This window comes from Hoeflea sp. EC-HK425, assembly GCF_902498795.1.
GTDB classification, from domain to species: Bacteria; Pseudomonadota; Alphaproteobacteria; order Rhizobiales; family Rhizobiaceae; genus Hoeflea; species Hoeflea alexandrii.
The window spans coordinates 2,312,266-2,332,071 of record NZ_LR701572.1 but is presented as its reverse complement, the minus strand read 5'-3'; the positions used below and the strand labels follow the sequence as shown (position 1 = coordinate 2,332,071).

Genomic DNA, 19,806 nt, shown 5'->3' with positions numbered 1-19,806 from the left:
TCAGTGCCATATCTGCTTATCCGGTGGCGAAGAAACAGTGTCGTTCAAGGAGACCGTCTCAATGAGAAGAATTCGTTTTCGCTCTGTGCGAATGGCATTGGCAGCGGCTATGCTGGTGGCATCCCCGATGGTGGCGCCGGCCTATTCGCAATCGGCGCCCGGGCCTGTGTCGGTCGCCGACCTGGCCGAGGGACTGCTCGACGCCGTGGTCAACATTTCCACCTCGCAGAATGTTGGCGGCGGGCGCACGCAGCCGCGGATGCGGGCACCGGAAGGCTCGCCCTTCCAGGATTTCTTTGATGAATTCTTCAACGACCGGCAGGGGCAGGGACCACGCAACCGCAAGGTTTCATCCCTCGGCTCGGGTTTTGTCATTGATGCCGAGCAAGGCATCATCGTCACCAACAATCACGTCATCGAAGGCGCCGACGACATCGAGGTCAACTTCGCCGACGGCTCGAAGCTCAAGGCCGAACTGGTCGGTGCCGATTCCAAGACCGATCTGGCGGTGCTCAAGGTCGAGCCGGTCAAACCGCTGACCGAGGTGCCGCTCGGAAAATCCGAGCAGATGCGCATCGGCGACTGGGTGATGGCCATCGGCAATCCCTTCGGGCTCGGCGGCACCGTGACCGTGGGCATCATTTCGGCGCGCGGACGCGACATCAATTCCGGCCCTTACGACAATTTCATCCAGACCGACGCCGCCATCAACCGCGGCAATTCCGGCGGCCCGCTGTTCAACATGTATGGCGAGGTCATCGGCATCAACACGGCGATCATCTCTCCCTCGGGCGGCTCGATCGGCATCGGTTTTGCCGTGCCGACGGAACTCGCGGTCAACGTCATCGACCAGTTGCGCGAGTTCGGCGAAACCCGCCGCGGCTGGCTCGGCGTGCGCATTCAGCCGGTTACCGACGAGATCGCCGAAAGCCTCGGCATGGCTGAAACCAAGGGCGCGCTGGTCGCCGGCGTCATTCGTGGTGGCCCGGTCGACGACGGGTCCATCGAGCCGGGCGATGTGATCATCCGGTTTGACGGCAAGGATGTCGATAACATGCGGGATTTGCCCCGGGTCGTCGCAGAAAGTCCGGTCGGCAAGGCCGTCGATGTCGTTGTCATTCGCAAAGGCGAGGAGCAAACCGTCAAGGTCACGCTCGGCCGGCTCGAGGACAGCGAACAGCAGGCAGGTCTCGATGATGGCGGCGAGGACGGGTCCGGCCTACCCGATGCGGTCACCACCGTCGATGTGCTGGGCATGACGCTGGCTGAACTCGATGACGAAGGCCGTCAGGAGTTTGCCATCGCCGACGATGTCGAAGGCGTGGTCATCACCGCCGTCGACCCGGATTCGGCGGCTGCGGAAAAGCGGATCGAACCCGGTGACGTGATTGTCGAGATCGCCCAGGAGGTGGTGGCGACGCCGCAGGACGTGGAAGAGCGGATTGCCGCACTGAGGCAGGACGGCCGCCGCAACGCGCTGCTGATGCTCGCAGGACGGACCGGCGAACTGCGGTTTGTGACCGTTCGCATGGATTGATCCAGCCGGATTTGGGCATGGAAGAAAAGGCGGCCGGTGAGCCGCCTTTTTTGTGACCGGTCCTTCGTGCGAAACCTGTTTCGAGTTGTTCGATTGGCCGGCTGATGCCTTCAGGCGGCCAATCCGGTCCAGGCGACTATCCATGCCAGATCCACTGTCCCGGAGGGTCAATCCCGCTCTCTTGATCCCGGCCGGCGGATCAGGCGGTTCACCGAATTGATTTGTGTCCGGTCCGGATTGATGATTGCATGCGGCAGGTTCAAGTTTGGTCCCTGTGGCCTGTTGTGCCGGACCGGGACCTGGACAATGCGTTTGGAGCGGAGACTGTAATGGCAGAATCGGGCGACGCTGAAGGCAGACGGTTTCAACTCGTTCTCATCAAGCCGTCCCACTACGACGATGACGGATATGTTATCCGCTGGTGGAGATCGATGATCCCGTCGAACTCTCTGGCCGCCGTCTACGGCATCGCTGTCGATTGCGCCGAGCGGGAAGTGCTTGGCCCCGGGGTTGGCATCGACATCGTGGCGATTGATGAGGTCAACACCCGTATCGACATAGCCGGACTCCTGAAGCGGTTCGAGCGCAACGGCAATTTCGGGCTCGTCGCCCTTGTCGGGGTCCAGTCCAATCAGTATCCGCGCGCCCTTGATCTGGCCCGGCCGTTCCGCGAGGCCGGACTGCCTGTTTCCATGGGCGGATTTCATGTCTCGGGCTGTCTGTCCATGCTCGATGGCAAGGCCGTGGGACTGGACCAGTGCAGGGAAATGGGTGTCTCCATGTTCGCCGGCGAGGCTGAAGGTCGCCTCGACGTGGTGCTGCGCGATGCGGCCGCCGGCAAACTCGAGCCCGTCTACAATTTCCTCAATGATCTTCCCAATATCGGCGGCACCCCGGTGCCCTTCCTGCCCAAGGACAATGTCCAGCATACTCTGGGCTTGAGCACCAGCTTCGATGCCGGAAGAGGCTGTCCCTACCAGTGCTCGTTCTGCACGATCATCAATGTCCAGGGTCGCAAGTCACGCTTCCGCTCTGCCGATGACGTCGAGAAACTGGTGCGCATGAACTGGGCGCAGGGCATCCACAAATTCTTCATCACCGATGACAACTTCGCCCGCAATCGCGACTGGGAGGCGATTTTTGATCGCCTCATCGAGCTCAGGGAGAACGACGGTATCCCGCTTGGCCTGATGATTCAGGTCGACACGCTGTGCCACAAGATCGACAACTTCATCGAGAAGGCAAAGCGGGCCGGGGTGACGCGGGTCTTCATCGGGCTCGAAAATGTCAATCCGGACAATCTGGCAGCCGCCAAGAAGCGCCAGAACAAGATCACCGAATACCGCCACATGCTGCTCGCCTGGAAGGCGCAGGGCATCATCACGATTGCCGGATACATCCTGGGTTTTCCCGCCGACACCCCTGAGACGATCCGGCGCGACATCGCCATCATCCAGAACGAGTTGCCGCTCGACATCGTCGAGTTCTTCTGCCTGACGCCTTTGCCCGGGTCGGAAGATCACCAGGTCTTGTGGAAGGCGGGCGCCGAGATGGACCCCGACCTGAACATTTATGACGTGGAACACATCTGCATGGCGCACCCGAACATGAGCAAGGCGGAATGGGAAGGCATCTATCGCGAGGCCTGGTCACTCTACTACACGCCTGAGCACATGCGCACACTTCTGCGCCGCGCTGTGGCGACCGGGGTTCCGTTGCACAGCCTGGTCAAGCTCCTGGTCACATTCGCGACCGCCGTGCCGCTTGAAAACATCCATCCGCTGCAGACCGGGATCCTGCGGCTGATGCATCCCTCAGAACGCCGCCCGGGTCTGCCGCGGGAAAACCCGTTTGTCTTCTGGCCGCGGTTCATCTGGCAGAGCCTGCGCAAGAACGCCCTCATCATCGGCAGGATTGTCCATCTTTCGGTCGTTGCCCACCGGATTTCACGGCGGGATGACGCGAAGCGCTACATGGACCAGGCCCTGACACCCGTCGACGATCATGATGACGAAACGCTGGACCTCCTCACCAAGACCACCGGTGGGGCAACCGCCGTGGCCCATCTCAAGAACGTTGCCCGCCTCACAACGGTCTCCAAGGCCGGTTGAGACCGACAGCCGAGACTGCATGCTCCCGTGACCTCGGCCAGCGGGCCTGTCAGCTTGTTGTAGCTCTAGGGCTGCAAGGGCAGGGGGCTTGGAGCCGGTCATCTTTAGATGGAATCGTTTTGGCCCAGGGATTTCGTGATCTGGCTGGGAGCGGCAGGCGACGCGGCGCCAGCGTCGTCAAAATCCTCGCCCGACGCACTTCATCGCGCTTGCGGTTTTTCCTGGTAGGCACGAAAAACCCTGTCCACCAAACCGCTGCCAGCTAAAGGTGATTGGCTCTAGCTGCGGGGATCGTCCGGCAACATCTCGTAAAAGACATGCCGGATCAGCTGCGGATGACTTTGCGGGACGTTGGGATGGTCGAAATCGAGCTCCGGCCTCGCCGTCATCCCGATGCGCCGCATCACCGCTGTCGAGCGATGATTGCCGGCCACCGCGAAACTGATGATCCGTTCAAGGCCGAGCTGGTCGAAGCCGAAATCGCGCCAGACCCGCGCGGCTTCGCTGCCAATGCCCTTGCCCCAGAACTGCGGCGCCATCCGCCAGCCGATTTCCACGGTTCCGTCCGCTACGCCCGGCACGTTTCGTGTCGCGTTCAGCCCCGCGAAGCCGGCGGTCTCTCCCGTCGCGGCAATCTCGATCGCCGCCAGGCCGAAGCCGTTCCTCGCGATCCCGTCCGCAAGCTGATCCATCATCTGGTCCGAGTCCGCACGGCCGCGGCGCATCGGGAAGAACTCCATCACCCGGTCGTCGGAATTGATCAGGTGAAACAGCTCGCGGTCGCTCTCCCGCCAGTTCCGCAGGATCAGCCGCTTGGTCCTGAGCGGCATCATGAGGTGACGAAATCGGCCCGCCGGTAGCCCTGCAAGTAGAGCAGCGCGGTCAGGTCGCCGTGATCGATGCGGATATCGGCCTGCGCCGCCACCGAAGGCTTGGCATGCAGCGCGACGCCCGATCCCGCCCGCTCGAGCATGCCCAGATCATTTGCGCCGTCGCCCACGGCAATCGCGTCGGACGGATCGAGATTGAGCCGAGCGGCGATCTCCTCGAGCGCATCGACTTTGGCCTGCTTGCCGAGGATCGGTTCGCGTACCGTTCCGCTGAGGACGCCGTTGTCGCTTTCAAGCACATTTGCGCGGTTTTCATCAAAGCCGATCATCCCGCCGACGACCGATGTGAACGCGGTGAAGCCGCCGGACACAAGCGCGGTATAGGCGCGGTTTGCCCGCATCGTACTGACCAGCTCGCGTCCCCCGGGCGTCAGCGTGATGCGGCTGTCGATCACCCTGGCAATCACGTCGACCGGCAGGCCCTTGAGCAGCGCCACCCGCTCCCTCAGCGCCGGCTCGAAGGCGATTTCTCCGTTCATCGCCCGCGCGGTGATTTTCGAGACCTTGTCCTTCAAGCCGACCTCGGCTGCCAGTTCATCGATGCATTCCTGGCCGATCATGGTCGAATCCATGTCCGCGATCAGCAGCTTCTTGCGTCTGGTCTCGGCAAACTGCACGGCCACGTCCACCGGCTGGTCACCGATCACGTCCCTGATCCTGGCCAGCGCAGTCTCCGCGGAAACATCGTTCTTGAGCGCGATGTCGCAGGCCACGCCATCGGCAAGCCAGTAGAGACCGGCGCCGTCCACCGAAGTGAAGGCGGCTTCCCCGAGCGCTTGCGTGAGAACAGGGTTTGACGGATTGGCGACAAGCGTGGCAACGAGAGCCATGATGGAAATACTCCAGGAGCAGAAGAACGGGAATGTCTCGGCGGTTCTGATAGCCGGGCCGACCGCCAGCGGCAAGTCCGCCCTGGCGCTCGCGATCGCGCGCGAGCTGGGGGGGGAGATCGTCAACGCCGATTCCATGCAGGTCTATGGCGTGCTCGATCGCCTGACCGCGCGGCCTGCGGTGGATGATCTCAACACGGTTCCGCACCATCTTTACGGCCACGTGCCGCCGGGATCGCTTTACTCCACGGGCATCTGGCTCGATCAGGCAACCGAGGCCATCGCCGGCATCAGGGCGCGCGGCGCGGTGCCGGTGGTCGTTGGCGGTACCGGACTTTACTTCCGCGCGCTCACCGGCGGTCTGTCCGACATGCCGGCCATTCCCGAGCCAATCCGCCAAGAATTGCGCTCCCGGCTGGAGACGGAAGGCGTCGAGGCGCTGCATCGCGAACTTGCCCGGCTCGATCCACGGATGGCCGAACGGCTGCGTCCGGCAGACCGCCAGCGCATTCTGCGCGCGCTGGAAGTGGTTCGCGCCAGCGGCCGCTCGATCACCGAGTTCCATGGGCGCGGCGGCGCAAGCATAGTCGATCCACAGAGCGCCCGATGCATCGTGCTCGACCCCGAAAGACCTGTGCTGCACGCGCGCATCAACGCCCGTTTCGCACGCATGGTCGAGGAGGGGGCGCTCGACGAGGTCAGGGCACTGCTTGCGCTCGAGGTCCCGCCGCTGCATCCGGCCATGAAGGCCATAGGTGTGCGTCAGCTCGCAGATTACCTTGCCGGTCACACATCGCTTGAACGTGCGGTTGAACTTTCAACCGCCGCCACCCGGCAATACGCAAAGCGGCAGATGACCTGGTTTCGAAACCAAATGGGCGATGAATGGCAAAGAACAGGATAGTGACCTGCCGACTATGCTTGTCATCTTGCGATCTGAACTGAATTGTTAAGTCAAACATAAGGGGTTGGCATTAGTCTTCCATCCACGATGTTTGATTTCAGTTGGGACAATGCGTTTTCACAAGGCTGAGCTGTTTCTGTTTTTGCTGATGCTGCTGATCGGGATCGGCGGTTTTTTCTCGTGGGCGGCCTTTTCCGCTGCGACCGGCGGGATTGTGGTCGGCGGCGTCGAAACGGCAGCGAATTTCGCCTTCATGGGCGCGGTGCTCAGCGCGTTGGCTGTGGTCTGCGGCTCTCTGCTGGTTTTCCCGATCATGACCCGAAGCCTGCGCGAGCGCGGCACCTTGCAGCGCATGACCGAATCTCTCTCGGTCCGCTCGCAGTCCCTGGAGCATGCCGCCGTCACCGACGGCCTGACCGGAATGTACAATCGCCGCTATTTTGATGAGGCGCTTGCCGAATATCTTCAGGCTTTCGGGCAGATCGACAAGCCGATCGGCATGGTCATTCTCGATCTCGATCACTTCAAGAAGGTCAATGACACCCATGGCCACGATGTCGGCGACGAGGTCTTGCGTCAGGTGGCGGACTGCCTGCAGGTCTTCACCCGGTATCACGATGTACTCGCCCGGCTCGGTGGAGAGGAATTTGCCATCCTGTCCCCCAACATCAACGAGCGGCAACTGTTCAACCTTTCCGACCGGATTCGCCAGGCGGTTTCAGATCTCAGGATCATCGATGGCAATGTCACGCTGAGGGTCACCGTCAGCGCCGGGCTTGCGATCTGGGATGGCGTGGAAAGCGGTGAGGAACTCTATCGCCGCGCCGACAAGCAGCTCTACGAGGCCAAGCGCAAGGGCCGCAATCGCGTCTGCGCCGCCTGAAAGCCGCCACGAGCAGAAACAACGCCCTGGTCCATCGGCCAGACGACGGAGAGTCCGGCATTTTCATAAATTAAGGCAAGCGCGGGCCATTTTGACCATGAGGGCCAGTCGTTCGGTGTCAGTCCTTGAGCAGCGAGGACAGCGGCTTTTTCAGCAAAGTCGAGCGGATCGAGTTGAGCTCGTGGCGCGGCGTTGCCGGCGGCGCGGGCCTGTAGTCGCCTGAAGCCGTGCCGGTTTCGCCACCAAATCTCTGCGGAGGTGGTGCGGCGGCTGGTACTCCTGCCTGCGAATGATCGGCATGCCCCAGATCGGTGCTCCGGCGCATCGCCGGCGCGTCGCCGAATTCATCTGCAGGATCGATCGAAGGCATCTGCGGCTTGATCGATGAGGGCTGCGGCCTGTGCGGATCGGGTGCGGGCGCATAGGTCTTCGCGGATTCATCGATATGACGCATGCGCATGACGATCTTGCCCAGGTCGACCGTGTTCGGATCGCCGCGATGCACCGGCTGCAACCCGGAATTCGCCCGCGGCAGCACGTCTTCGGGCACCCGCTCGAACACCATTCGCATCGGAACGGCAACAGCCTCGCCGAAGGCAATCGCTTCGCCGTTGCCGATCGAGGACAGGAAACTCATGGTAGAGGCGGACGAGTCCGGAATGGCCGAACGGATGATGTCCTGGTCACGGTCGTTGGAGAGCCGCATGGCAAACACGGTGGAACACTGCGACAGGATGGTCGGATCGAGTTCGCCCGGACGCTGGGTGATTACGCCGAGGCTGACGCCGTATTTGCGGCCTTCCTTGGCGATCCGGGAGATGGCCTGGCGCGTCGGAAAGAAACCGAGCTTCGGATCGGCGGGCACATAGCGGTGCGCCTCTTCGCAGACCACAAGAATGCGCACGCCGCCCGCACTCCACAGCGCGATCTCGAAGGCCATCCGGCACAGGATCGAGGCCACCGAATTGACCACTTCGGACGGGATGCCCGCCAGCTGGAAGGTGGTCACCGGCTTGCCTTCCCCGGGAATGCGGAAGATGTGGCTGATGGTGGTCAGGATAGTGTCGTGGATCGTGTTCGAGGAGAACATGAACTCGTAGCGCGGATCGTTGATCGCGGCCTGGATCCGCACCTTGAGCGAACGCAGATGCGGCTTTTCGGCCCGGCCTTCGAGCTTGCCGATGCGCTCGTCGATCAGCGCCAGCAGGTCTGCGACCCGGTAGGGAACCGGCGTGTCGGCTGTCAGCGATGATTTTTCCGGCCCTCGGCGGATCAGCGTCGTGTCGGTGGTCCCCTTGAACATCCGTTTGGCTTCCGGGATCAGATCGCGAAGGACGTCGATTTCCTCGGCGATGGCCGGACGGCCGCGGAACAGGACCTCGGTGAATTCCTCAAGTTTGAACAGCCAGAACGGCAGGTCAAGCGTATCGGTGTCGATCACCACGGACTTGCTCGGAAACGCCGCCGCGAACTCGTTGTGCGGATCGAGAATGAGAACCCTGAGCGAAGGATCGGCGATCAGCGCCTTGTTGAGCAGCAACGTCACCGCCGTGGTCTTGCCGACGCCAGTGGTGCCGACAACGGCGAAGTGCCGCGACAACAGCGACGGAATATGAATGAGTGCGCCCAGCGAGGTGTCCTGCGTCAGCTTGCCGATGACTGCCGTATCGCTGACACCCGGATCGTAGATGACTGCGAGATCCGCGGAGCGCATCCGGTGCGCCACCGCCCCGAGATAGGGATAATGCGTGATGCCGGCGCTGAATTCCGGTTTGCCGGTAATGCCGGTATGGATCTCGCCAACCAGCTCGACTTCGATGTGCATGACGTTTTCATCGGATTCCGACCATGCGGTCGATGCGGTCTCCATCGAGCAGACAAGCGCCACCACACGGTTGGTGCCGACGCTGATCGAGATCAGCCGCCCCACCGACCAGAGTTCGGCCAGGCCGTTGCCGTCCTTGCCTGCGATCGCGCTGACCGTCGCCTTGGAACCGGAGCAGCCGACCACGCGGCCCATGAGCCGGCTTCCGGGCGGATAGGTGCCACGGCGCGCGCGGCCGTCCTCCTCGTCAGGAGCCGGTGATGTCATGTCGTTGTCTGTGGTCTGTCCATTATCCATCCCGGCCACCATCGCATCCCCGGGTTAATGGGGAGTTGCGGCTTCTTGCAATTGGAGGGTTTGAGCCGGATTTTCTCGCAATTAATCCGTTGACGCGGGGTGTGCGAGGCGATACGAGTTTGATCATGAACAAGATCGCGAACATTCTCGTGGTAGGACCGCGCATGGGCAGGGTGGCGTAGCCACCCGGCGAAAGCTCCCATGCGCGAAACACAGGCTCCTCCGGGGGCCTTTTTTTATGGCTTGAACCGGGTTATTGAGCCCGGCACACAGACGGGAAAAGGGGTCAGGCGAAATGGCCGGCAAGCAGATGGAAATGACAGGCGCGGAAATGGTTCTGCAGGCGCTCAAGGACAACGGCGTCGAGCATATCTTCGGATATCCCGGCGGAGCGGTTCTGCCGATCTACGATGAACTGCACCAGCAGGATGACATCGAGCACATCCTCGTGCGCCACGAGCAGGGCGCCGGCCACATGGCGGAAGGCTATGCCCGCTCCACCGGCAAGCCCGGCGTCGTTCTCGTCACCTCCGGTCCCGGCGCCACCAATGTGGTCACCGCGCTGCAGGACGCGCTGATGGATTCGATCCCGCTGGTCTGCCTCACCGGCCAGGTTCCCACCTCGCTCATCGGCTCGGACGCCTTCCAGGAATGCGACACCGTCGGCATCACCCGGCCATGCACCAAGCACAACTGGCTGGTCAAGGACGTCAACCAGCTCTCCCGCGTCATCCATGAAGCTTTCCGCATCGCCACCACCGGCCGTCCCGGACCGGTCGTGGTCGACATCCCCAAGGATGTTCAGTTCGCCACCGGCATCTACACCCCGCCGTCCCCGGTGATCGAACAGAAAAGCTATCAGCCCAAGCTCTCCGGCGATCTCGAGAAGATCCGCGCCGCCATCGATCTGATGGCCGGCGCCAAGCGTCCGATCATCTATTCGGGCGGCGGCGTCATCAATTCCGGCCGCGAAGCCAGCCAGTTGCTGCGCGAACTGGTCGAACTCACCGGTTTCCCGATCACCTCGACGCTGATGGGCCTGGGCGCCTATCCCGCCTCGGGCAAGAACTGGATGGGCATGCTGGGCATGCACGGCACCTATGAAGCCAACATGGCGATGCATGATTGCGATGTCATGATCTGCATCGGCGCCCGCTTCGATGACCGCATCACCGGCCGGCTCGATGCGTTCTCGCCCAACTCGAAAAAGATCCACATCGACATCGATCCGTCCTCGATCAACAAGAACGTCCACACCGATATCGGCATTCTCGGCGACATCGGCCACGTTCTCGAGGACATGGTGCGCCTTTGGCGGGCTTCCAAGAAGACCGACCGCAGTCAGCTCGCCGACTGGTGGACCCAGATCGCCAAGTGGAAGGGCCGCAACTCGCTGGCCTATCCGTCCAACAAGGACGTGATCATGCCGCAATACGCGATCCAGCGGCTATATGAGCTGACCAAGAACCGCGACACCTACATCACCACCGAAGTGGGCCAGCACCAGATGTGGGCGGCGCAGTTCTATGGCTTCGAGGAACCCAACCGCTGGATGACGTCGGGCGGCCTGGGCACCATGGGTTATGGTTTCCCGGCTGCCGTCGGCGTCCAGGTCGCTCATCGCGACAGCCTGGTCATCGACATTGCCGGCGATGCCTCGATCCAGATGTGCATCCAGGAGATGTCCTGTGCGGTGCAGTATGAGCTGCCGGTCAAGATCTTCATCCTCAACAACCAGTACATGGGCATGGTCCGGCAGTGGCAGCAGCTGCTGCACGGAAACCGCCTGTCGCATTCCTACACCGAATCCATGCCGGATTTCGTCATGCTGGCGGAAGCCTATGGCGGCGTCGGCATCCGCTGCGACAAGCCCGACGACCTCGACGGCGCGATCCAGCAGATGATCGACACGCCGCGTCCGGTGATCTTCGATTGCCGTGTTGCAGCGCTCGCCAACTGCTTCCCGATGATCCCCTCGGGCAAGGCGCACAACGAGATGCTGCTGCCCGACGAGGCCACCGACGAAGCCGTCGCCAACGCCATTGATGCCAAGGGCCGCGCGCTCGTATGAGCCGCGCCCGTTACAGGAACTGATCCCATGAACGCTCAGCACCAGCCCACCGGTTCGGCCTACTTCATCGCCGCCGAAACCGCCCGCCCGGAAAGCCACACGCTATCGGTCCTCGTCGACAACGAGCCCGGCGTCCTCGCCCGTGTCATCGGCCTGTTTTCAGGCCGCGGCTACAACATCGAGAGCCTGACGGTCTCCGAGACCGAACACGAGGCGCACCTGTCGCGCATCACCATCGTCACCACTGCCACCCCGAACGTGCTCGAGCAGATCAAGTCGCAGCTCGAGCGCATTGTGCCGGTCCACCGGGTGGTCGATCTCACCGTCCGTTCCGCCGAACTCGGCCATGACAAGCCGCTCGAACGCGAACTGGCGCTGATCAAGGTCTCAGGCACCGGCGACAACCGGGTCGAGGCTTTGCGCCTGGCCGACGCCTTCCGCGCCCAGGTGATCGACGCCAACACCGAGCATTTCATCTTCGAGATCACCGGCCGCGTCTCCAAGATCGAACAGTTCATCGCGATCATGCGCCCGCTTGGCCTGGTCGAGATCTGCCGCACCGGCATCGCCGCCATGAACCGTGGTCCGCAGGGGATGTAGTCAGCGGTCTTTCAGATCATCTGAAGCGGTTCGCGCGAGCGCGGCGGCGGGAACATCCGGTCGAGCTCGGCCAGTTGCTCCCCGCTGAGATCGATATCGGCACTGGCGCGGTTCTCGGCCACCCGGTCCGGGCTTGATGACTTCGGAATGGCGATGGCGTTGTCGCGGCCAAGCAGGAAGGCCAGCGCCAGCTGCGCCGGTGTGACGCCGAGCTGTCCGGCCATCTTTCCCAGGCCCGGATGGCGCATCAAGCGGCCTTCATCGAGCGGCGAATAGGCCATCAGCGGCATTGTCAGTTCCTGCATCCAGGGCATGAGATCGAACTCGATGCCCCGCGTCGACAGGTTGTAGAGCACCTGATTGGCGGCGCAGTTGCCGCCGCCCGGGACGGCGGACAGCTGCCGCATGGCCAGAGTGTCGAAATTGGACACGCCCCAGCGGACGATCTTGCCGGCGCCGCGCAATTCCTCGAAAGCTGCTACCGTTTCACGCAGCGGGTGCCGACCGGGCCAGTGCAGCAGGTAGAGATCGATCCGGTCGGTCCCCAACCGCCTGAGGCTGGCCTCGCAGGCGGCAACCGTGCCCTTGTGGCTGGCATTGGACGGCAGCACCTTGGAGACGAGGAAAACCTCGTCGCGCCGGCCCCGTATGGCCTCGCCGGTCACACTTTCCGCGCCGCCATCGGCATACATCTCAGCCGTATCGATCAGCGTCATTCCGCACTCGATACCCGCCTGCAGGGCGCGGACTTCCGCGGCGGAGTCCTTGCGGCTTTCACCCATGTGCCAGGTCCCGAGCCCGAGGGCAGGAACCTCGGTCCCGTCCGCAAAGCGCGCCTGAGGTATCGGCTGGGTCATGAAGCTCTCCTTCGGCCTGTTCTATCAATATTTTCAAACGGTCGGATCAGCATTTTTTGATTGTCTCGTTTCCCCGCTCGGCTATCAAGCATAGGCTGGTCAGTATCCGGAGGGAAAGAACATGGCAGTCGAAACCTTCCTGACGCTGATCGCCTTTGCGTTCGTCGCCGGGGGCACGCCGGGGCCCAACACCATGATGCTGTTCAGCTCGGGCGTGAATTTCGGCTTCCGCAACACCGTGCCGCACATGTTCGGTATCGGTATCGGCTTCCTGCTTCTCGTTCTGGGTGTTGGCTTCGGGCTTGGTGCACTGCTGACCACCTTTCCCGCGCTCTATCTGGTTCTCAAGATTCTGGGCGGCAGCTATCTTGTCTACATAGCCTGGCGGATCGCCAGAACTGACACGCTGCCGGAGGCCAAGGCCGGCGCGCGGCCGATGACTTTTCTCGAGGCGGCTGCGTTCCAGTGGGTCAATCCCAAGGCGTGGGTGATGCTGGTCACTGCCATGGGAATCTACACCGATCCGGACCACTATGCCGATACCGTGATGCTGATCTTCCTTGCCTTCGCCATTGCCACCGTGCCTTGCGTGATGGCCTGGGCCGGTTTCGGCTCGGTGCTCAGGGCCTGGCTGGCTGATCCGGTGCGGCTGAAATGGTTCAACATCACGATGGCTTTGTTGCTGGTGGCGAGCCTCTGGCCGATGCTGCGCTAGGGCTCGAAAGGGATTGCACGGCTCTCTCGCTCGGCGTCGTCACGGCGCTCGCACTTGTGTCCGGTTTCCATCACATCTTCGAATGCGGACATGACGACAATTTGCTTGTCTCCTCCGGGAGCTCATCTATCAAGCAGGAGCCGGCATTCAGCCGGCGGGAACAGCCATGGCACTGGAAACCTTTCTGTCGCTGATCGTATTCGCCTTCGTCACCTCGGTGACGCCGGGGCCAAACAACATGATGCTGTTTGCCTCTGGCGTGAATTTCGGCATCCGCCGCACGGTTCCGCACATGGTCGGCATCGGAGTCGGGTTCTTTTCGCTGCTGCTGGGTGTCGGCTTCGGCCTGGGCGCGCTGCTGGAAACCTCGCCCGTCCTTTACACAGCGCTCAAATTCGCCGGCGCCACCTATCTTCTCTTCATCGCATGGAAGATCGGCAGTTCGCGGGCGCTTCCCGACGGCAGGGTGGGCGCCTCTCCGATGACGCTGATGCAGGCAGCAGGCTTCCAGTGGGTCAACCCCAAGGCCTGGGTGATGGCGGTCACAGCCATGGCCGTCTACACCAACCCGGACAACCACACCTTCACCGTGCTGCTCGTCGGTCTTGCCTTTACGCTCACCAATTTCCCCAGCGTGTCGATCTGGGCCGGTTTCGGCTCGGCGCTGAGATCCTGGCTGTCCGATCCGGTCCGGCTCAAATGGTTCAACATCACCATGGCCGTGCTTCTGGTTCTGAGCCTCTGGCCGATGTTGCGGTAGCGCTTGCGGAGGATTAACCTGCCATCATGACAGACAATCATCACCACCATGACCATGACCATGATCACGACAACGAGCTCGATCCGTTCGCGGCCCGGGTGAAGGCGCTCGAGACGATCCTGACCGAGAAGGGCCTGATCGACCCCGCCGCCATCGACGCCATCGTCGACACCTATGAACACAAGGTGGGCCCGCGCAACGGCGCCCGGGTGGTGGCTAAGGCCTGGGCCGAGCCGGAGTTTGCCGCATGGCTCGCCCGCGACGCCACCGCGGCCATCGCTTCGCTCGGCTACACCGGGCGCCAGGGCGAGCACATGCAGGCGGTGTTCAACACCCCCGACACCCACAATCTCGTCGTCTGCACGCTGTGCTCCTGTTATCCCTGGACCGTGCTCGGCGTGCCGCCGGTCTGGTACAAGGCGCCGCCCTACCGCAGCCAGGCGGTGATCAATCCGCGCGGCGTGCTGGCCGAATTCGGCCTCAAGCTACCAGAGGACACGCGCATCCGGGTGTGGGATTCCACTGCAGAGCTGCGCTACATGGTGGTGCCGATGCGCCCGGTGGAAACAGAGGGACTGAGCGAGGATGAACTTGCCCGGCTGGTCACCCGCGATTCGATGATCGGCACCGGCCTGCCGCTCAGGCCCGGATCGCTCGGTCCCGGCGCGCTGTGGCCGCCCGAGGCCGATCCCGGAGCCGGGATATGAACGGCCCGCACGATCTCGGCGGACAGATGGGTTTCGGCCCGGTCGCGCCGGAAACCGACGAGCCGGTGTTTCATGCTGAGTGGGAGCGCCGTGCGCTCGGCGTTACGCTGGCATCGGGAACGCTCGGCGCCTGGACCATCGATGAAAGCCGCCATGCCCGCGAAAGCCTGCATCCGGCGACCTATTATTTGGCGAGCTATTACGAGATCTGGATCCGGGCGCTGGAAACCCTGCTCGAGCGGCACGGCTTCGTCTCCGCCGACGAGCTTGCGGCTGGCCACAAGATCTGGCCCGGCGTGACGCCCAAAAGGGTGCTTCATGCCGCAGACGTGGCAGGCGTCCTGGCCCGCGGCGGCCCCTGCAATCGCGAGGTCGAGACAGCACCGAAGTTCAAGGCCGGCGACAGGGTCCGCACCATCAATGAACACCCTGAGGGCCACACGCGGCTGCCGCGCTATGCCCGCGGCAAGCTCGGCGTGATCGAGGCGGTGCGCGAGGGGTTTGTCTTCCCCGACACCAATGCCCACGCCAAGGGCGAGGCGCCGCAGCATGTCTACACCGTCAGCTTCGACGGGCGCGAACTCTGGGGGCAGGGCGCCGATCCGGCGCTCACCGTGTCGATCGATGCCTGGGAGAGCTATCTTGAGCCCGTCTGATCCCGCAGCTTCTTCCCGACCGCGGTTTGAACTTCCTCCCGGCACCGGGCCCGACGAGCCGGTCTTCGCCGAGCCTTGGCAAGCGCAGGCCTTTGCGCTTGTGGTGGCGCTGCATCAGCGCGGCCTGTTCAGCTGGAGCGAATGGGCGGCTGAATTGTCGAAGCAGGTTGCCCGGCCCGGAGCGGCCCAGGACGGCAGTGATTATTACCAGCACTGGCTTTCAGCGCTGGAAGTCCTTTTGTCGGAAAAGGGCGTGGCCGGTCCGGACAGGATCGACGCCGTCTCCGCCTCCTGGCAGCGCGCCGCGCATGCCACGCCGCACGGGCAACCGATCCTGCTCGAGAACGATCCGGAGCGGCGTCAAGCCTGAAACGACGGCGCGCGCAGCCTGCTTGTCTGGCTTTGGCGAACGGCACACTCGGTCGTCTCGGACATTCACACCGTTACGTGTCTCCGGGCTCAATCGAGCCATGCGGGTGTCTGGTTGAAGGGCGTGCCAAACCGCGCCAGCCAAAGGCTGCGGGCGATGCGCCGGGCCACGACCGTGATCGGTCCGGCGGTCGGCGGCGCGAACAGCGTCGAAGTCGTGCTCTCAAACAGCTCCAGCCAAAGCCGGAAATCATCCTCTTCGAGGTCCGGCAATCCGTTGTGCTTGACCACCGGCTGCCCGGAATACTCGCCCGAATGCAGCAACACCGAGCGCCAGAACCTGTTCATCCGGTCCAGATGTACGTCCCATTTGCCCGCCAGCCGCTCCTCGAACAGCGGCCCGAGCCGCGGATGTGCCTGGATATCGCCGTAAAACCGGTCGACCAGCAGGCCGATCTCGCGCGGCGAAATCTCGACCACCGGTGTGCGCGGCCGAGCCGGACGGGCGGTGATGACGACAGGTGCAGGCCGGTCAGCCATAAAATTTGAGTGCGATCAGCAGCGTAACCGCTCCCCAGAAGCACATGTTGACGAAGGAGCGGATCAATCCGCCATCCTCTTCCACGGTGATGCCGATCTTGCGGCGGACCAGGTCGCCCGGGAGCAGGAACAGCCAAAGCAGTGTTTTCATGTCGATCTCTTTTCTGGTATTTGAATTACCACTATTCCATCGTTGTCAGAAATGCAATATATGAAATACCACTATTGAGGATTCCCATGCGGCTCACCCTGCACACTGATTACGCATTTCGGGTTCTGATGGCGCTGGCGCGGGCGCCCGACAAGGTGAAGTCGGTCGATGATCTGGCCCAGGAATTCGATGTTTCCAGGCACCATCTGATGAAGGTCGCCCAGAACCTGACAGCCGGTGGTTTTGTCACCACCGTTCGGGGCCGCAAGGGCGGATTGCGCCTGGCCGTGCCCGCGCGTGAGATCAACCTCAGGGCTGTGGCATTGCACATGGAGCCTGATTTCAACATCGCCGGTTGCTTTGGCGACGAGCAGTGCTCGTTCCTGCCGCGCTGCGGCCTCAAGGGCGTGCTCGGCCAGGCCAAGCTTGCCTTCCTGCAGACGCTCGGAAAGCACGATCTGGACTCGATCCTTTAGCGTTGCCCTTGTGCAACGCCCGCCACCCGGCCAATCTCCGCTTGTTCGGCGCGCCGGTCCGCCGATGCAAGACTTGTTGAAACAGGATCCGCGCATGCCACTGAAGATCACCGTTCGGCCAATCCGGCAACAGGACCACGAGGAGTGGGAGGCTCTCTGGAGGGACTACAACGCATTCTACGGGCGCGAGGGCGCCAGCGCTTTGCCTGAAGACGTGATCCAGGCCACCTGGAGCCGGCTGATGTCGGAAGCTGGGCCGATCCACGGTCTTGTTGCAGAATCCGAACGCCGCCTCGTCGGGTTTGCCCATATCATCTTTCACCCCAACACCATCCACATCGAAGACACCTGTTATCTCCAGGACCTGTTCACGGAAACGGAATGTCGCGGGCGCGGCGTCGCCCGGCAATTGGTCGGGGCCGTCTATGAGATCTGCCGGAGCAGAGGCGTGTCCAGCGTCTACTGGCACACGCATGCGTCGAATACGGCCGCCCGGCTGCTCTATGACAAGCTCGCGACAAACACCGGTTTTCTGGTCTATCGCGCAAAAGCCTGACAGTCTTCGCAGCGCATTTGCCGGGTCGCTTAGCCGTTCCGAATCTGCCATGAGAAGCTATGAAGTTTTCACCCCAACAGGATGAGGCGCTGAAAGCCGTCTCGCGCTGGCTCAAGGACGGTCGCACCCCGATCTTCCGCCTGTTCGGCTATGCCGGCACCGGCAAGACCACGCTGGCCAAGTATTTCGCCGAACACGTCGATGGTGAAGTGCTGTTTGCCGCTTTCACCGGCAAGGCGGCGCAGGTGCTGCGCGCCCGTGGCGCGAAGAATGCACGTACCATCCATTCGCTGATCTACCGGCCCAAGGGCGAGGAGGAGGTCTCCGACGAGGAGACCGGCAAGACCACGGTCTCCCCCCTGTTCTCGATCAACCGGCAGAGCCCGCTGGCCCAGGCAGCCCTGATCATCATCGACGAATGTTCGATGGTCGACGAGGCGCTGGGCAAGGATCTGATGAGCTTCGGCACGCCGATCCTGGTGCTCGGCGATCCGGGGCAATTGCCGCCGATCTCCGGCGGCGGTTACTTCACCGAGCACGAGCCCGATATCCTGCTCACAGAGATCCATCGCCAGGCCCGCGACAACCCGATTATTGATCTCGCCATGCAGGTGCGCGAGGGCCGCGAGATCATGCATGGCGACTACGGCACCGCCCAGGTGATCGGCAAGAACGAGGTCGACCGCGACATGGTGCTTGATGCTGACCAGGTGCTGGTCGGCATCAACCGCACCCGCCGCCGCTACAATCAGCGCCTGCGCGAATTGAAGGGCTTTGACCAGACCTATCCGCAGGCCGGCGACAAGCTGGTCTGCCTCAGGAACGACCCCGCCAAAGGGCTCTTAAACGGCTCGCTCTGGCAGGTGATGACCTCTTCCAAGGAAACCGTCAAACCCGGCATCAACCTGCTGGTCCGGCCCGAGGACGACGACATGGACCGCGGCTCGGCCAAGATCAAGCTTCTGAAAAGTGCCTTCGATGATCCGGATCTCGAAGTGCCCTGGCAGACCAAGAAACGCTACGACGATTTCGACTACGGCTACGCGCTGACCGTTCACAAGGCGCAAGGGTCGCAATGGAACTCGGTCGTCCTCTTCGACGAAAGCTTCGCCTTCCGCGACAGCCGTGAACGCTGGCTCTACACCGCGATCACCCGCGCCGCCGAACGGCTGGTGATTGTCAGGTAGCCAGCGCCATCGCAAGCCAACGACCGCCCGACCGATCGCACCTCGGTCCGGATCAACCGATCCCTGCTATGCGGAAAGCGGATCCAGAAAGCCGTGAATCTGGCCGAGGCGTTCGGCAATCTCCGATGCCAGGGCCGCAGGGTTCTTGACCGCGGCCTCCGATGGAACCCAGGCGGCCTGCGCGATGATGTTCGCTTTCACCGCCAGCGCCGGCACTCTGCATTCGACTCGGGTGCAGTAGACCACCAAGGCCAGATTGCCACCGAACGGAGAGACCAACTGGCAACTCAGATCGCCCGCTCCGCTCAGGCCGGCGCACAGATAGGTCGCTCCGGTGGTGACAACTCTGTCGTCCTGTTCAAGCCGTGAGCGATGCTCGGCCGCGGCGCGCTCGGTTTCCGCCACAATGTCGCTGACGGTCTCCAGGCGCAGCACCTTGAGATCAATGCCGGTCTTTTCCGGATCATAATTGACGCTTGCGACGACAGGGACCGGATTGCCGCGCCCGTCGACGGACAGGTCGCGCACCTGACGGCATAATGTGAGATCTCGGATCAGCAGCGCCTGTCCGTCAAACCCCTCGGCCCGGTAGGTCGGGCCTCCCCGGTGGATGGTCCCGTCCGCTGCTTCCAGGCCGAAATCCACGAAACGATAAAAACCGGGGCAGTCCCCGGCTCGTGCCTGACTGTTCATGAAGATCAGCAAGAGCGAAGTGAAGATGATCGTGCGCACGGCTCCTCCGGTTCGGTGAGGATTAAACCGTTTCCACAGGCAAAGTGCCATCGCAAAGCGTGTCGTATCACCTGAAAGTGAGATCGGCTGGCATCGCAAGCCGACCACGTCATCAATTGAAAAACGCCGCCGGAAACATCTCCCGGCGGCGA

The 19,806-nt window shown here is 62.6% G+C and carries 21 protein-coding genes; 14 read left to right on the top strand and 7 right to left on the bottom strand.

Going from position 1 to position 19,806, the window contains the following annotated elements:
• Nucleotides 1–61 precede the first annotated feature (61 nt).
• Complete coding sequence (locus SPHINGO391_RS14080) at nt 62–1,537, top strand: DegQ family serine endoprotease (RefSeq protein WP_244615194.1); 1,476 nt, start codon at nt 62–64, stop codon at nt 1,535–1,537.
• A gap of 329 nt (nt 1,538–1,866) precedes the next feature.
• Nucleotides 1,867–3,648, top strand: coding sequence for a radical SAM protein (locus tag SPHINGO391_RS14075; protein ID WP_152009418.1), 1,782 nt, complete (start codon nt 1,867–1,869; stop codon nt 3,646–3,648).
• A gap of 278 nt (nt 3,649–3,926) precedes the next feature.
• Here the strand turns inward: SPHINGO391_RS14075 and SPHINGO391_RS14070 are convergent, their stop codons facing one another.
• Nucleotides 3,927–4,481, bottom strand: coding sequence for a GNAT family N-acetyltransferase (locus SPHINGO391_RS14070; RefSeq protein WP_152009417.1), 555 nt, complete (start codon nt 4,479–4,481; stop codon nt 3,927–3,929).
• Nucleotides 4,478–5,368 (bottom strand): phosphoserine phosphatase SerB, encoded by an 891-nt coding sequence (gene serB, locus SPHINGO391_RS14065; protein ID WP_152009416.1) that lies wholly within the window; start codon nt 5,366–5,368, stop codon nt 4,478–4,480. The genes SPHINGO391_RS14070 and serB overlap by 4 nt, the downstream gene beginning before the upstream one ends.
• On the opposite strand from serB, the gene miaA reads away from it, so the two are divergent.
• Complete coding sequence (miaA, locus tag SPHINGO391_RS14060; protein ID WP_152009415.1) at nt 5,367–6,272, top strand: tRNA (adenosine(37)-N6)-dimethylallyltransferase MiaA; 906 nt, start codon at nt 5,367–5,369, stop codon at nt 6,270–6,272. The genes serB and miaA overlap by 2 nt on opposite strands.
• Before the next feature lie 109 nt (nt 6,273–6,381).
• The gene (locus SPHINGO391_RS14055; RefSeq protein WP_152009414.1) at nt 6,382–7,155 is read left to right on the top strand and encodes a GGDEF domain-containing protein; all 774 of its coding nucleotides are present in this window, start codon (nt 6,382–6,384) and stop codon (nt 7,153–7,155) included.
• A 118-nt stretch (nt 7,156–7,273) separates the two neighbouring features.
• On the opposite strand, the gene SPHINGO391_RS14050 is transcribed toward SPHINGO391_RS14055, so the two are convergent.
• Nucleotides 7,274–9,247, bottom strand: coding sequence for a DUF87 domain-containing protein (locus SPHINGO391_RS14050; protein WP_152009413.1), 1,974 nt, complete (start codon nt 9,245–9,247; stop codon nt 7,274–7,276).
• A 325-nt stretch (nt 9,248–9,572) separates the two neighbouring features.
• Between SPHINGO391_RS14050 and SPHINGO391_RS14045 the strand changes: the two genes are divergently transcribed.
• Both SPHINGO391_RS14045 and ilvN read left to right on the top strand, forming a co-directional pair.
• Complete coding sequence (locus SPHINGO391_RS14045; protein WP_152009412.1) at nt 9,573–11,348, top strand: acetolactate synthase 3 large subunit; 1,776 nt, start codon at nt 9,573–9,575, stop codon at nt 11,346–11,348.
• A gap of 27 nt (nt 11,349–11,375) precedes the next feature.
• Entirely contained in the window at nt 11,376–11,948 is a 573-nt protein-coding gene (gene ilvN, locus SPHINGO391_RS14040; protein ID WP_152009411.1) for an acetolactate synthase small subunit, read from the top strand.
• An 11-nt stretch (nt 11,949–11,959) separates the two neighbouring features.
• On the opposite strand, the gene SPHINGO391_RS14035 is transcribed toward ilvN, so the two are convergent.
• On the bottom strand, nt 11,960–12,805 hold the full coding sequence (locus SPHINGO391_RS14035; protein WP_152009410.1) for an aldo/keto reductase: 846 nt from the start codon (nt 12,803–12,805) through the stop codon (nt 11,960–11,962).
• 121 nt (nt 12,806–12,926) lie between these two features.
• On the opposite strand from SPHINGO391_RS14035, the gene SPHINGO391_RS14030 reads away from it, so the two are divergent.
• The 5 genes from SPHINGO391_RS14030 (at nt 12,927) to SPHINGO391_RS14010 (ending at nt 16,013) form a co-directional block, all read left to right on the top strand.
• Nucleotides 12,927–13,520: a LysE family translocator gene (locus SPHINGO391_RS14030; RefSeq protein WP_152009409.1), complete on the top strand. Its 594-nt coding sequence runs from the start codon at nt 12,927–12,929 to the stop codon at nt 13,518–13,520.
• A gap of 166 nt (nt 13,521–13,686) precedes the next feature.
• The gene (locus SPHINGO391_RS14025; RefSeq protein ID WP_152009408.1) at nt 13,687–14,280 is read left to right on the top strand and encodes a LysE family translocator; all 594 of its coding nucleotides are present in this window, start codon (nt 13,687–13,689) and stop codon (nt 14,278–14,280) included.
• 26 nt (nt 14,281–14,306) lie between these two features.
• Nucleotides 14,307–14,987, top strand: a complete 681-nt coding sequence (gene nthA, locus SPHINGO391_RS14020; protein ID WP_152009407.1) for a nitrile hydratase subunit alpha — start codon at nt 14,307–14,309, stop codon at nt 14,985–14,987.
• Nucleotides 14,984–15,643: a nitrile hydratase subunit beta gene (gene nthB, locus SPHINGO391_RS14015; RefSeq protein WP_152009406.1), complete on the top strand. Its 660-nt coding sequence runs from the start codon at nt 14,984–14,986 to the stop codon at nt 15,641–15,643. The genes nthA and nthB overlap by 4 nt, the downstream gene beginning before the upstream one ends.
• Entirely contained in the window at nt 15,630–16,013 is a 384-nt protein-coding gene (locus SPHINGO391_RS14010) for a nitrile hydratase accessory protein (RefSeq protein WP_244615193.1), read from the top strand. The genes nthB and SPHINGO391_RS14010 overlap by 14 nt, the downstream gene beginning before the upstream one ends.
• 89 nt (nt 16,014–16,102) lie before the next feature.
• Here SPHINGO391_RS14010 and SPHINGO391_RS14005 read toward each other — a convergent pair whose 3' ends face one another.
• Complete coding sequence (locus SPHINGO391_RS14005) at nt 16,103–16,552, bottom strand: group III truncated hemoglobin (RefSeq protein ID WP_152009404.1); 450 nt, start codon at nt 16,550–16,552, stop codon at nt 16,103–16,105.
• Nucleotides 16,545–16,703 (bottom strand): hypothetical protein, encoded by a 159-nt coding sequence (locus SPHINGO391_RS14000; RefSeq protein WP_193217292.1) that lies wholly within the window; start codon nt 16,701–16,703, stop codon nt 16,545–16,547. Before SPHINGO391_RS14000 ends, SPHINGO391_RS14005 begins: the two co-directional genes overlap by 8 nt.
• Before the next feature lie 86 nt (nt 16,704–16,789).
• On the opposite strand from SPHINGO391_RS14000, the gene SPHINGO391_RS13995 reads away from it, so the two are divergent.
• From SPHINGO391_RS13995 to SPHINGO391_RS13985, 3 genes are all read left to right on the top strand, one after another.
• Nucleotides 16,790–17,179, top strand: coding sequence for an Rrf2 family transcriptional regulator (locus tag SPHINGO391_RS13995; RefSeq protein ID WP_152009403.1), 390 nt, complete (start codon nt 16,790–16,792; stop codon nt 17,177–17,179).
• Nucleotides 17,180–17,273: 94 nt separating this feature from the next.
• Nucleotides 17,274–17,735, top strand: coding sequence for a GNAT family N-acetyltransferase (locus tag SPHINGO391_RS13990; RefSeq protein ID WP_152009402.1), 462 nt, complete (start codon nt 17,274–17,276; stop codon nt 17,733–17,735).
• Between the two features lie 59 nt (nt 17,736–17,794).
• Complete coding sequence (locus tag SPHINGO391_RS13985) at nt 17,795–18,922, top strand: ATP-dependent RecD-like DNA helicase (RefSeq protein WP_152009401.1); 1,128 nt, start codon at nt 17,795–17,797, stop codon at nt 18,920–18,922.
• A gap of 66 nt (nt 18,923–18,988) precedes the next feature.
• On the opposite strand, the gene SPHINGO391_RS13980 is transcribed toward SPHINGO391_RS13985, so the two are convergent.
• Nucleotides 18,989–19,654, bottom strand: a complete 666-nt coding sequence (locus tag SPHINGO391_RS13980) for a hypothetical protein (RefSeq protein ID WP_152009400.1) — start codon at nt 19,652–19,654, stop codon at nt 18,989–18,991.
• Between the last annotated feature and the right edge of the window lie 152 nt (nt 19,655–19,806).

Coding starts and splice junctions, on each gene's coding strand:
- SPHINGO391_RS14080 (WP_244615194.1), top strand. CDS start 62: ATGAGAAGAATTCGTTTTCGCTCTGTGCGAATGGCATTGGCAGCGGCT.
- SPHINGO391_RS14075 (WP_152009418.1), top strand. CDS start 1,867: ATGGCAGAATCGGGCGACGCTGAAGGCAGACGGTTTCAACTCGTTCTC.
- SPHINGO391_RS14070 (WP_152009417.1), bottom strand. CDS start 4,481: ATGATGCCGCTCAGGACCAAGCGGCTGATCCTGCGGAACTGGCGGGAG.
- miaA (WP_152009415.1), top strand. CDS start 5,367: ATGATGGAAATACTCCAGGAGCAGAAGAACGGGAATGTCTCGGCGGTT.
- serB (WP_152009416.1), bottom strand. CDS start 5,368: ATGGCTCTCGTTGCCACGCTTGTCGCCAATCCGTCAAACCCTGTTCTC.
- SPHINGO391_RS14055 (WP_152009414.1), top strand. CDS start 6,382: ATGCGTTTTCACAAGGCTGAGCTGTTTCTGTTTTTGCTGATGCTGCTG.
- SPHINGO391_RS14050 (WP_152009413.1), bottom strand. CDS start 9,247: ATGACATCACCGGCTCCTGACGAGGAGGACGGCCGCGCGCGCCGTGGC.
- SPHINGO391_RS14045 (WP_152009412.1), top strand. CDS start 9,573: ATGGCCGGCAAGCAGATGGAAATGACAGGCGCGGAAATGGTTCTGCAG.
- ilvN (WP_152009411.1), top strand. CDS start 11,376: ATGAACGCTCAGCACCAGCCCACCGGTTCGGCCTACTTCATCGCCGCC.
- SPHINGO391_RS14035 (WP_152009410.1), bottom strand. CDS start 12,805: ATGACCCAGCCGATACCTCAGGCGCGCTTTGCGGACGGGACCGAGGTT.
- SPHINGO391_RS14030 (WP_152009409.1), top strand. CDS start 12,927: ATGGCAGTCGAAACCTTCCTGACGCTGATCGCCTTTGCGTTCGTCGCC.
- SPHINGO391_RS14025 (WP_152009408.1), top strand. CDS start 13,687: ATGGCACTGGAAACCTTTCTGTCGCTGATCGTATTCGCCTTCGTCACC.
- nthA (WP_152009407.1), top strand. CDS start 14,307: ATGACAGACAATCATCACCACCATGACCATGACCATGATCACGACAAC.
- nthB (WP_152009406.1), top strand. CDS start 14,984: ATGAACGGCCCGCACGATCTCGGCGGACAGATGGGTTTCGGCCCGGTC.
- SPHINGO391_RS14005 (WP_152009404.1), bottom strand. CDS start 16,552: ATGGCTGACCGGCCTGCACCTGTCGTCATCACCGCCCGTCCGGCTCGG.
- SPHINGO391_RS14000 (WP_193217292.1), bottom strand. CDS start 16,703: ATGAAAACACTGCTTTGGCTGTTCCTGCTCCCGGGCGACCTGGTCCGC.
- SPHINGO391_RS13995 (WP_152009403.1), top strand. CDS start 16,790: ATGCGGCTCACCCTGCACACTGATTACGCATTTCGGGTTCTGATGGCG.
- SPHINGO391_RS13990 (WP_152009402.1), top strand. CDS start 17,274: ATGCCACTGAAGATCACCGTTCGGCCAATCCGGCAACAGGACCACGAG.
- SPHINGO391_RS13985 (WP_152009401.1), top strand. CDS start 17,795: ATGAAGTTTTCACCCCAACAGGATGAGGCGCTGAAAGCCGTCTCGCGC.